The following is a 13,137-nucleotide window of genomic DNA, read 5'->3' as shown; positions in this document are numbered from 1 at the left end:
TTTGGCTGGATGACTGATATGAAGGAACAGTTTAGTAACAAGGACTTTGGAGAAGTTTTCGAGAAGTATATAAATAATTAGAAAAAAGAATAAGAAATAGAAACTAAAATAAAAAACAAAAGAGCTTAATTAGAAGGGCTCTTTTTTATATATTAAGCACTAAGGATATAGAAACTACGTATACAAAAATTGAATCAATATAGTAGAATTAATGATAATGTTATATGGTAAGATTTTTAAATTTGAAGAACAAGATAAAATGACACTTAATTGGATAATATAAATATTAAAAAACATTATTTTTAGCTAAAATAAATAGACATGTTGAATTTTGAAGAATTGTATTGACGAGAAAACAAAAAACATATATTATGTAAGTATAAATATGAATTTGGAAGAAAATGTAAAAATAGATAAGGTTTAATTAGATGAGGCATGCTACCGAAAGGGCATCAGCTGAAAAGAACATGATTATATTGATAATCTATGTTTTTTTCGGCTTTTTTTAATTGTAAGGGTATTTTTTTGTTAAGAAAATTATGAATATTTATGAAATTTAACGCTATATTAGAGTTATAAAATTAGGGATCTTTGTTTTTACTGTAAAATCTTGGGTTCTTGATATATAAATGTTTTAATAAATAATATATTTAAAACTTTATAAAAACTATAACATAATAAAATGGGAGGTATTATGAATAAGAAACTTAGACAATTTTTAGTAAGTAATTTAATAGCAACAATTACAATTAGTAATATTTGTGTACCAGTATTTGCATCACCTACAACTTCTAATGAGAATATAGCATTGAATGCTAGTGTAACAGGTACAAATGCTGAATCTGGAAGTTCATATGATAATGTGGTAGATGGGGACAAGAGTGACCAAAATGATGCACGTTTATCATCTCAGCTTAATACTAAGCCAACAGTAGTTATAGATTTGGGATCAGAAAAACAAGTACAGTTTTTCCGTTTATTTTTAGAAAATAGAAAAAATGTACAATACAAAAATAATGTTAAGAAGTATAGAATGATTTTCTCAGTTGATGAAACTTTCGATGAAAACGATTCTAGGATAGAGAGAGAATTAGATACTAACACTATTAGAGATGATGTAAAACTATCAAAACCTGTAACAGTTCGTTATGTTAAATTAGAAATAGTTGAAACACATGGAGATAATCAATGGGATAATGCAGGAATAGTTGAACTTGAGTTATATAAAAATGCTTTAAATCAATCTATAGGAGCTAATGCCACTGGAACAAATACTGAAGGTCAAGGGAATGGTTATGATAAAGCTATAGATGGAGATTATGAAACTCGTTTAGCTTCTAATCAAAACACTATGCCAACTTTAGAATTAGACTTAGGTGAAGAAAAAAGTATTGATAATTTCCGTTTATTTTTAGAAGAACGTAATGATGATGTTGCTAACAATGTAAAAAAATATAAGGTGACTGTATCTCAAGATAATATTTTTGATGAAAATGATAAATCAATAGAAGCTACGTTAGATAATAAAACAACATACGATAGCAAACGTTTTGATGAATCAGTTTCAGGAAAATATGTAAAGCTTGAAGTTTTAGAAACTCATAAAGCTGCGTGGGATAATGCAGGAATAGTAGAGTTTGAATTATATGATCATCCTTTTGAAGTAGTTGAGTTAGATGAAGGTCCTACTATTGATAATGTACGTCCAGTATATGACCCAGAAACTAATAAGATAGTAGTAACACAAATACCCGGATATACAATAGAAAATAATGGTGCGGATTTTGAACAAATAGTAGATAAAGACTTTAATGTTCATAAACCACTAACTAGTAAAACAGTTAAAATATCTTTAAAAATAACAAATAATGCTACAAAAGAAGAAACTATTACAGATGATTTTGAAGTAGTTATCCCAGGAGAATATGAAGCAAATAAAGGTAATAAGAAACCAGTCGTATCTCCAGAACTAGCTGAATGGTATAGTGATAGTAATAATAATTTTGTTGCTAATGGAAATAGTGAAATAGTAGTAAATCCTGCACATAAAGACAGTTTAGGATATATGGCTAATGAATTTAAAAAGGATTACAAAGAAATAACAGGAAGAGATATTTCTATACGTTATGGAAATAATGCAGATGCAGGTGACTTCTATTTTACATTAGGAAGTAATGATAAATTCCTAGGTGATGAAGGATATAAAATGGATATAACTGATAAAGTTACAGTAGAGGCAGCACATAAAACTGGAGCTTATTGGTCAACTCGTACAATTCTTCAAATATTAACTCAAAGTGAAAATAATGATAAAATACCTTGTGGTACGACAAGAGATTATCCTAAGTACAAGGTTCGTGGATTCGTATTAGACGTAGCTCGTAAACCTTTCTCTATGGATATGTTAAAAGATATAACTAAAAATATGGCATGGCATAAGATGAATGATTTCCAAGTTCACTTAAGTGATAACTATATCTTCCTAGAAGATTATGGTGTTCGTGAAACTGAAGATGAAGCATTTAAAGCATACGATGCTTATCGTTTAGAGTCAAATGTAAAAAACAAAAAAGGTGAATCAGCAACAGCAAAAGACTATTCTTACTCTAAAAAAGAATTTAAAGATTTTATACTTGAATCAAGAAAAATGGGTGTAAATATAGTACCAGAGATTGATATACCAGCTCATGCAAACTCATTTACAAAGGTTTTCCCAGAAATCATGGTTAAAAATCAAGTATCATCTTTAGTAGGAAAGCGTCCTTTAATTGACCATATAGATATAAGTAAACCAGAAGCAGTTGCTAAAGTTAAGGAAATATTCGATGAATATACTAAGTCAAGTAATCCAACTTTTGATAGTGACACTGTAGTGCATATAGGAGCAGATGAATTCTTATCAAACTACACAGCATATCGTAATTTTGTTAATGATTTTGTTCCTCATGTAAAAGAAACAAATACAGTTCGTATGTGGGGGGGATTAACTTGGATAAAAGATAATCCAACTACACAAATTAAACCTGAAGCTATTGAAAATGTTCAAATGAATTTATGGTCTAAAGACTGGGCTGACGGAAAAGAAATGTATGATATGGGATATGATTTAATTAATACTATTGATAGTTATATGTACATGGTTCCTAATGGTAGTGGTGGAAAAGGTTCTTATAATGATTATTTAAATACTAATAGTTTATATAATAGTTTTGAACCAAATGTATTATCTACAAAAAAGGGATGGAAGTCGATTCCTTCTGGGGATGATCAAGCATTAGGGGCTGCTTTTGCAATATGGAATGATAATATTGACAAGCGTGCTAGTGGATTGACTGAGTCTGATATGTACAAGCGTTTCCAAGATGCCTTACCAGTAGTTGCTGAAAAAACTTGGGCAAATGGTAAAGAAAAAGGAAGCTTAGCGAATGTACAAGCTGCAAGTAATAATGTAGGATTAGCTCCAAATTCAAATCCACTAAGTAAAGAAAGTTCTATAGATGATGAATATGCAAAATATACATTTGAAAAAGAAAATGAATTAAAAGATTCAAGTCAAAATAATCGTGACTTAGGAAAGTTAACTAATGCTTCATTTAAAACAGGTAAAAGTTCAAATGCAATATCATTAAAAGGAAAGGGAAGTTTTGTAGAAACTCCATTAGATGAAATAGGGGATGGGACTGAACTTTCATTTGATTTAAGACTTGAAGAATCAGTAGCAGGTCAAATATTATTTGAAAGTGATAGTGCTTATGGTACACATGATATACGTATAATGGAAGATGGCAAACTAGGATTCACTAGAGAATTGTATGACTATACGTTTGATTATGTTTTACCAGTTAAAGAATGGGTTAATTTAACTATTAAAACTGAAAATCAAAGAACTTCTTTATATGTAAACGGCGAATTAGTTAGTAAAGCAACAGGTAAATTTGTTCACAACGATATGGTTAAGAAAGATAATATTGGTAATTCTACATTTGCATTATCATTAGAAAGAATTGGCTCTAAAACAAATTCTATAAAAGGTAAAATTGATAATGTGATGATTAAGAAAGCTGGAGCTCCTGAAGAAGATAAAACTATAATACCTAATGATGGAATTAGTGTAACAGCCTCATCAAAATATCCAGGTGAAGGACCAGAAAATCTTTTGGATGGAAATACAAATACTATATGGCATTCAAATTGGGCTGATAGTAGCGTTAAATTACCACAAGAGTTAGCGTTTACATTTGAAAATCCTACAGAAATAGGAAAATTATCCTATGTTCCAAGACAAAATGGAACTAATAATGGTAATATAATGGAATTTGATTTATATGTAACAAATGAAAATGGAGAAGAAACAAAAGTTATAGATGCTAAGACTTGGGCTGGAGATTCATCTACTAAATTTGTCAAGTTTGATGCAATTACAGCTAAAAAAGTTCGTATGGTAATCACTAAATCTAATGGTGATACTAAAGATAAATTTGCTTCTGGAGCAGAAATAATGTTCCACATACCAACAGAACAATCTGATAATAGTGTAGATAAAACAGACTTAAAAGAAGCTATAGCTAAAGCAGAAGCAATAAATGGTGAAGATTATACAACTTCTTCATTTGATCAAAAAGCTTTAGACAATGCTATAAATGCTGCCAAAGCATTAGTTGAAAAAAATAATGTGGGCAAAGACGATATTGAAGAAGCAATTAATAATTTACAATCTGTAATAGATACTTTTGTAAAACGTGGTAACGTGGAAGCTTTAGCTGAATATGTAAAAGACTGTGAAGTTGAGAATAAAGACAAATATACAGAGAAATCATGGGCTAAATTTGAAGAAGCATTAAAAGAAGCTAAAAAAATAGTAGCTGATAATAGTGATGTTACTCAAAAACAAGTAGATGAGTCATTAAAAGCTTTAAAAACTGCTAGAAAAGAATTAGTGGAACTTGCACCATCAGGTGGAACTGAAAAACCAGAAGGAGAACAAAAGCCAGGAGAAACTGAAAAACCACAAGGAGGACAAAAACCAGAAGGAACTGAAAAGCCAGATAAACAAGAAAATAGTTCTCAGACAGGAGATGCTAATAGTTTAGGATTATTTGCTGGACTTTTTGCAGCATCTGGATTAGGACTTGTTTTCTCAAGAAAAAAAGAAGAGATAAATAAGAATTAGTATATAGTTAATTTATTTATTAATAAAAATTGTTATATTATAACTTGTATAATAAAGGATGGATTCCTTAAGTGATAGGATAATCCATCCTTTTATATTTGATTGAATAAGTATAGTCATATTTGCCTTCCTATACTTTTAATAAATGGTTTATTGAAGATTTATAAGTATATATATCATACAGAATAATTTCAGTAACAAATAATCAAAAGATGAAAATTATTTATATTTATTTATAATTATTGTTATATAATATACTCATCTTAATGAAGGGGGAAGTCTTATGTTAGAAGATATTAATAAAGAAATAAATCAAGTTAAAAATGAAGTAGCACAAAAAAATGTATTGGAAAACAGACTAAAAGAGTTAGATGAAGAACTTCATAAAAGTGAAATTGAGCTTAAAAATTTAGAGACACAATTGGAAAAAGAATTAGACGATGTGGAAAAATTAAAGAAATTGTCTTTCGCAAGTATTGTGTCATCATTAATGAGAAATAAAGAAGAAAAGCTTGAAAAAGAAGAAAAAGAATACTTAATGGCTAAGATTAAATATGACAACTACAATTCAAAAGTTAAATCATTAAGAGAACAGATATCTTATATAAATTTTAGAGTAGATGAGTTGGCAGATTGTGAAGATAAGTATTCTAGATTATTACAAAGAAAAATTGTTTTGATTAATATATATGGAGATGAAGAAACTAAGAATAAGCTTGTAAATATGGAAAGAGAAATAGATTCATATTTAGAAGAAGTTAAAGAAATAGAAGAATCCATAGTAGCTGGTAATAGATTACTTAATGAAGTTAATAATGCAAAGAAATTATTAGAGTCTTCCAAAACTTGGGGTACTATTGATTTACTTGGTGGAGATTTTCTTTCATCATTAGCAAAACATGAAAAAGTTAATGATGCTCAAAAATGTTTTAGAAGAATATCCAACTTACTAGATGATTTTAATAGGGAATTAAAAGATGTTAATATAACTAGTTTAAACTTTTCTACTACTATTAAGGCTGTAGACATATTTTTTGATAATATATTTACTGATATTACAGTTAATCGTCAGATAAACAACTCCTATGAAGATGTATGTAAGTTGCAAACAAAGGTCAGTAGAATTTTAAATAGCTTAAAAGAAAATAAAAATGAAATAAACAAAACTATTAACATAAAGAAAAATGAATACGATGAATTTACAAAAAATATATAAATGCTTATAAAATACATGCAATTACTAAAATTAAAAAACTTATTCATTAAAATAAAAATATATTGTTGTAAAAATATGTAAAAATATCACTTTAATATTTCTTTTGAATACAATAATATGAGACCTATTATAAATGGAGGTTGAATAAATGAATAAGATATGGATTTTAGTAATTGCTATAATTTTATTTATAGTAATAATAATTTTATATAGATGGACAATACACAGAAAACAAGCCATTGATGATGTATTAAATACAAGTGATGAAAATAAAATTAAAGAGATTAACGATGCACTAGATATTTATGGTTTTGTTTATGATATTAGCAATGATATTATTTGTTCTCAAATGTATCCATGGCAAAGGAATATGGGATATTGTCGTCTTTATGATGAATTAGCACCTTCTTTAAATATGATTATTGATAGTGAACCTATTTATTTTGATTATGACGGGAGAAGATGGCTTATTGAATTTTGGAAAGGTCAATATGGAATGACAACTGGTGGAGAAATAGGCATATATGTAACTGATAGAGAAGATGTTAATATACCAGGAGTTTTTTTAGGTCCTTTTTTTGAGAGTGTAACTGATAAAGAACGTTTATCTATGAGATTTAATCTTAAAAAAGAAGGAAAAAGTTTATTTAAAAGAAAAAAATATCATTGGTGGTTAACAGGTTTTGATGTAGGTGTATTTTCAAAACCTAGAAATTTATCGATGGATATTCGATTAATATTTAATGACTATAGAATGAAAGAAGCTTTTTTAATTGGATTGATGAAGGCAGGATATAGACAAGAAGATTATAAAGTAGTTAATAATATGGTTTATATAACTTTTGATACACCTAAGTCAAATCAACCTATATATAAATATAAATTAGTATTGCCTTTTATTCAGTTAGCCAATAAATTTTATTGCAAGCTATATAATTTTTTAACTAAAGATTTTAATTGTACTTTAGATAAAATTTATTTCTTATGTTCCTATTACCCTATTTTATTTAATATATTAGCAGGTGATAAAGCTATAAAAGGATTGGAAAGTACTTATGAACTTATTCAATCTTATTTAAGTAAAAATGAGGCTGACAATAATGAGCACTCATAAAAGTTTATCAAATGTATACAAAAAATCAAAAGTAATTCCATATAATAATGATTCTAAGTTTGTTATAATGAGTGATTGTCATAGGGGAGTAGGAAATTCAGGAGATAATTTTTTAAAAAACCAACATCTTTTTTTCGCAGCTTTAAATGACTATTATGAAAAAGGATTTATTTATATAGAATTAGGTGATGGTGACGAGCTTTGGGAAAATAGATGTATGGATAAAATTATTGAGATTCATAGTAACTCTTTTTGGCTAATGTCTAAATTTTATGATTCTAATAGAATGTATATGATTTATGGAAATCATGATAAGCAAAAGAAGGATAAGAAGTTTGTAGAAAATACCTTTAATGAATATTATTGTGAAACTAGGAAAAAAATTTGCCCACTATTTCCTAAGATAGAGGTACATGAAGGATTAATACTAGAAAATCAAGATAATAAGGATCATAGAATTTTTCTTGTACATGGTCATCAGGGTGATTTAATAAACGATGGTTTATATAAATTAGGAAAATTTCTTGTAAGGTATATTTGGAGAACTGCAGAAATATGGGGAGTTAATGATCCTACTGCTGCAGGTAAAAACTATAAAAAGAAAAATAGAGTAGAGCGTAAACTTATAAAGTGGGCAAAAGAAGAAAATAAAATGTTGATTGCAGGACATACCCATAGACCTACATTCCCTAGCGTTGGTGAAACTATGTACTTCAATGACGGTAGTTGTGTTCACCCAAGATGTATTACTGCAATAGAAATTGAAAAAGGATATATTTCTTTAGTTAAGTGGAGTGTTATGACAAGATCAGATAGAACTATGTATGTGGAAAGAGAATTATTAGAAGGACCTGTTAAATTAGAGGATTACTTTGAAAGTAGTAAAATTAGGGAAGAAGTATAAAGTTTAATGGCTATGGTTATAAAATCATAGCCATTTCCACTAATACCTGTAGCTGTGTTATAAACTCATCTTCTTCGCTAGTTTCAGATATATCTACTTTATATATTTCCATAGGTTCACCAACTATTTTTAAATTATTAGTTTCAGCATAATCATATAATTTTGATAGATATATTTTATTATTTTCATAAGAACCTCTATAAGTACAAGTCAAATACTCGCCTTCTGGAATTACAGTATTGTAATCTAAGCTATCGTCATCTAAAAAAGCTATAACATGTTTATATTTATTTACGATACCTTTTTCTAAACTGACTTTATCAAATATAGACCCAATTTTATCATTTCCTAATATATAAAATCGATTCTCTAGAACTTTACGCATTTCTTGTATTAAAAAATCTATATTTTCATTATTATTAACATTACCATGAACTTTAAATGCTTTTCTTTTATTAAGATGAATAATTTCTACTTCGCCAAAGTTTCTTTCATTTATTCCATTATTTATAACTCTTAGTCTATTTTTTAGATTATTTTTCTGTTTCTCTAAATAATCTATTTTTTCATGAATTATACTTATCTCTTTTTCAAGCATGTTTTTTGTAGATTCTATATTTCTATCTTCTAAATAAATTTTTATTTCTTTCATTGGAATATTTAAGTTTCTAAGTTCTCTTATTAAATTTAATTTACATATGTCGTTTATATCATAGATTCTATATCCATTTTTATCCCTACTTGGATTGAGAATTTTTAAATCCTCATAATATTTTATTGAATCTCTACCCACATTATACAAATTAACTAGCTCGCCTATTTTATAGTAACGTTTCATCTTATCATCTCCAAATAAATTTTATAAAAACATTTGACTTGAGTATTATACCATAGATTATCATAGTTTTTGAAGAAGGAGGGATGTGCTTATGAGCAATACATTATTAATGGGAAAGAATACTGATTTAAAAAAACAATTTTTTAAGTATGTAATTCCTTCAGTAGCTTCCATGTGGGTATCAGCATTGTATGTAATGGTAGATGCAATGTTTGTTAGTAAAGGAGTAGGACCTAATGCACTAGCTGCAGTTAATATAGCTATGCCGTATACGAATTTAATATTTGGGTTATCTGTTTTATTTTCTGTAGGGGCATCAACAGTAATATCTATGAAACTTGGAGAAAAAGATAGTACTAAGGCAAAAAAATATTTTTCAATGACTATTTTTTCCCTTACAATAATATCTTTATTTATTTGTATAATGAGTTTATTATTTTTAGATAAAATAGTTTTATTTTTAGGTGCAACGGATTCAATATTTGAAATGGTAAAAAGTTATTTGAAAATAATAATTTTATTTATTGTATTTTATATAGTTTCTTATGCCTTAGAAGTACTAATAAAAACTGATGGTCATCCACACTTGTCTACAATAGGAGTTATAATCTCAGCTCTTACAAATATAGTATTAGATTATGTATTTGTAATTAAATTTAACTGGGGTGTTGAAGGTGCAGCTTTTGCTACTGGATTGGCACGTGTATTTTCTTTTGTATTTTTCTTAACTCATTTCTTAAGCAAGAAATCACAGTTAAAGTTTTGTAAGTTTAAATTTGAGTTTAAAATTTTAAAAAGAATAGTATCAATTGGATTTTCAGATTGTGCAACAGAGCTTAGTATAGGAATCGTAATATTATTATTTAACCAATTTATAATAAAATACTTAGGTGAAGGAGCTCTTATAAGTTATAGTGTTATTTCATATGTAAATACTCTTGTTTTATCTACAATGCTTGGTATTTCACAAGGTTTACAACCATTATCAAGTTACTATTATGGTACAAGGGATTTTGATACAATAAAAAGATTGCTTAAACTATCTTTAAAATGTACACTAATATCTGCAATAGTTATTTTCTTAATCTGTATATTTTTAACAGACTTTATTGTTTTAATGTTTATAGATAAATCAGATATGGCACTATTTGAGTATACAGTATCTAAGTTTAGACTGTTTTCAATATCGTTTTTAATCTTAGGGTTTAATGTTGTTGTATCAGGATTTTTATCTTCGTTGGAAAGAACTTTTGACGCTTGTAAAATATCATTAGGTAGAGGATTGTTCGTCATTTGTATCTCCTTAGTAGTTTCAGTAATTGCTTTTGGCGGTAATGGTATATGGTTTAGTACTATAATTTCTGAATCTATTGTTTTAATATTATCTATATTGATGTTAAAAAAATGCTTAAAAGGTATGGACTATGAAGAAGGATATAAATTAGAAGCACAGACTGTTTAATATAAAAAATAATTAAAAGTTTGGAAAATAAATTAAATTTATACTAAATATTAATTTAAATAAAACCTATATAGTAAACACTTAAATAAGTGTCTATCTATATAGGTTTTTTGTTATGTTTTTTCATTATAATCAAAAAATTTAAAAAATTATTTTATTGATATTTATAAGGAAGTAATATACATTTTAAATAATATATTAATTTACAATTATATTATTTAAAATGTATATGCATTAAATTATAATTATTTAGGTTTATTTAAATATATATCAATATATTTATACATATAATCTAATTAAGTATTCTATCAATTTTAAAATTTATAATAATCATAAAAAATAAATGGGTAATACATTAAAAACAAATTTAATTGTATATTAATGTGAAATAAGAGTAAACAAAAAATAGAAAAGGGGGATTAAAATATGGATACAGCAAAATATATTTTTAAACGTATACTGATGGCTATTTTTACTATTTTCATTGCGGCAACCATTACTTTCTTCTTAATGAAACTAGTACCAGGAAGTCCTTTTGCTAGTGAAAAAACAAATGAAATAGCTCAACAGGCGTTAAATGAAAAATACAGATTAGATAAGCCTGTATTAGTTCAGTACAAAATATATTTAGAGCAATTATTACATGGAGATTTAGGGATTAGCTATAAGCTTCAAAAAAATGTACCAGTAACAACAATTATTAAACAATCATTTCCTATATCTGCAAAAATAGGAGTAATGGCAATAGTATTTGCAGTTTTGGTGGGGATTCCTTTAAGATGTATATCTGCTTTGAAAAGGGGAAAATTATCAGACAGTATAATTCGTGTAGTATCAACTCTGGGAATATCAGTACCATCTTTTGTAATTGCTACAGCTTCCATGTTATTATTTGCAATTGAATTAAAGATATTGCCTACATATGGACTTAGTGGACCATCAAGTTATATATTACCAGTATTCACCTTAGGATTTTATCCAATGTGTTATATAGCTAGGCTTATGCGTTCAAGTATGTTAGATGTTTTAGGTCAAGATTATATTAGAACTGCAAGAGCTAAAGGTATGTCAGAGGGGGTAGTTACATTTAAACATGCTCTTAAGAATTCATTAATCCCGGTTATAACATATTTAGGGCCATTAGTAGCCTTTACTTTAACTGGAGGGTTTGTAGTAGAAAAAGTATTTAATATACCAGGTCTAGGACGATACTTTATAAAAGCGATAGATGCCAGAGATTATAACCTTATAATGGGTATGACAGTATTCTTAGCTTCAATTATTATATTAATGAATTTAGTTTGTGATATTTTATATAAACTGGTAGATCCTAGAATTAAGTTAGATAAATAAAGGGGGGAGGTAAATAGTATGATTTTAGAAAAAAGCAATAAATTTAGTTGTAAATTAGATTTATCTCCAGAAGATTTTTTACCAGTTACGAAAGAACAACAAGAAAATTTAGTTAATATGGGTGAAAATACAAGTTACTGGAAAGATGCATGGAGAAGATTAAAAGAAAATAAGATAGCAATGGTATCTTTAGTAGTAATATTATTATTTGTAATATTTTCAGTTGTAGGACCATATCTAAGTCCTTATACATATGACCAACAAATAAGAGGACATGAAAATTTAACACCATGTTTAGCTCATCCATTTGGTACAGATAAGCTAGGTAGAGACTTGTTGGTAAGAGTTATGGTAGGAGCTAGAATCTCTTTACTAATAGGTGTAGGTTCTGCATTTATAGTATTAGTTATAGGTTCTATTTATGGAGCTATATCTGGATTATTAGGTGGAAAAGTAGACGCAGTAATGATGAGAATAGTTGAGATAATTTATTCTTTACCAGATATGCTAATTATTATCTTATTAAGAATAGTCTTAAATGAACCACTAACTAAAGCTTTTGATTCAGGTCATGCTTTTGGGGCTCTTCAAACTTTGGGGCCAGGTATAATAGCCATGTTTATAGTTTATGGATTATTATACTGGGTAGGAATGGCGAGAATAGTCCGTGGTCAAGTATTGCAATTAAAAGAAATGGAATATATTAGTGCAGCTCGTGCTTTGGGAGCAAATAATAAACGATTAATATTTAAGCACCTACTTCCAAACTGTATAGGTCAATTAGTAGTTACTACTATGCTACAAATACCATCAGCTATATTTACAGAAGCATTTTTAAGTTTCTTAGGTATTGGTGTAAGTAAACCACTTGCAAGTTTAGGTTCTTTAGCATCAGATGCATTAGATGGTATTGCATCATATCCATATAGATTAATATTCCCTGCTATGGCAATTAGTATAATTATACTTGCATTTAACTTATTTGGTGATGGTCTAAGAGATGCACTTGACCCAAGATTAAAGAAGTAGGGGGGAGAAAATTTTATGGAAAATACACTAAATAAAAATGATGTATTACTA

9 protein-coding genes are annotated in these 13,137 nt (G+C 27.7%); 8 read left to right on the top strand and 1 reads right to left on the bottom strand.

What is annotated here, in order from left to right; all coding sequences use genetic code 11:
* Positions 1-9: 9 nt before the first annotated feature.
* The 5 genes from J7G74_RS16880 (at position 10) to J7G74_RS00890 (ending at position 8,404) form a co-directional block, all read left to right on the top strand.
* On the top strand, positions 10-81 hold the full coding sequence (locus J7G74_RS16880; RefSeq protein ID WP_443081632.1) for a YvbH-like oligomerization domain-containing protein: 72 nt from the start codon (positions 10-12) through the stop codon (positions 79-81).
* Between the two features lie 613 nt (positions 82-694).
* A complete protein-coding gene (locus tag J7G74_RS00905) occupies positions 695-5,170 on the top strand; it encodes a discoidin domain-containing protein (RefSeq protein WP_297130576.1) in 4,476 nt (1,491 codons plus the stop codon).
* A gap of 283 nt (positions 5,171-5,453) precedes the next feature.
* Positions 5,454-6,386: a hypothetical protein gene (locus tag J7G74_RS00900; protein ID WP_297130573.1), complete on the top strand. Its 933-nt coding sequence runs from the start codon at positions 5,454-5,456 to the stop codon at positions 6,384-6,386.
* 148 nt (positions 6,387-6,534) lie between these two features.
* On the top strand, positions 6,535-7,500 hold the full coding sequence (locus tag J7G74_RS00895) for a DUF4474 domain-containing protein (RefSeq protein ID WP_297130571.1): 966 nt from the start codon (positions 6,535-6,537) through the stop codon (positions 7,498-7,500).
* Positions 7,487-8,404: a metallophosphoesterase family protein gene (locus tag J7G74_RS00890; protein ID WP_297130568.1), complete on the top strand. Its 918-nt coding sequence runs from the start codon at positions 7,487-7,489 to the stop codon at positions 8,402-8,404. Before J7G74_RS00895 ends, J7G74_RS00890 begins: the two co-directional genes overlap by 14 nt.
* A 16-nt stretch (positions 8,405-8,420) precedes the next feature.
* Here the strand turns inward: J7G74_RS00890 and J7G74_RS00885 are convergent, their stop codons facing one another.
* Complete coding sequence (locus J7G74_RS00885) at positions 8,421-9,242, bottom strand: MerR family transcriptional regulator (RefSeq protein WP_297130565.1); 822 nt, start codon at positions 9,240-9,242, stop codon at positions 8,421-8,423.
* Positions 9,243-9,333: 91 nt separating this feature from the next.
* On the opposite strand from J7G74_RS00885, the gene J7G74_RS00880 reads away from it, so the two are divergent.
* The 3 genes from J7G74_RS00880 (at position 9,334) to J7G74_RS00870 (ending at position 13,086) form a co-directional block, all read left to right on the top strand.
* Entirely contained in the window at positions 9,334-10,704 is a 1,371-nt protein-coding gene (locus J7G74_RS00880) for an MATE family efflux transporter (protein WP_297130562.1), read from the top strand.
* A 426-nt stretch (positions 10,705-11,130) separates the two neighbouring features.
* A complete protein-coding gene (locus tag J7G74_RS00875) occupies positions 11,131-12,057 on the top strand; it encodes an ABC transporter permease (protein WP_297130559.1) in 927 nt (308 codons plus the stop codon).
* A gap of 18 nt (positions 12,058-12,075) precedes the next feature.
* Entirely contained in the window at positions 12,076-13,086 is a 1,011-nt protein-coding gene (locus J7G74_RS00870; RefSeq protein ID WP_297130556.1) for an ABC transporter permease, read from the top strand.
* Positions 13,087-13,137: the final 51 nt, after the last annotated feature.

This window comes from Terrisporobacter sp. (genome assembly GCF_017888745.1).
In the GTDB taxonomy this organism is placed as follows: Bacteria; Bacillota; Clostridia; order Peptostreptococcales; family Peptostreptococcaceae; genus Terrisporobacter.
This window is presented reverse-complemented; position numbering and strand designations above follow the sequence as displayed.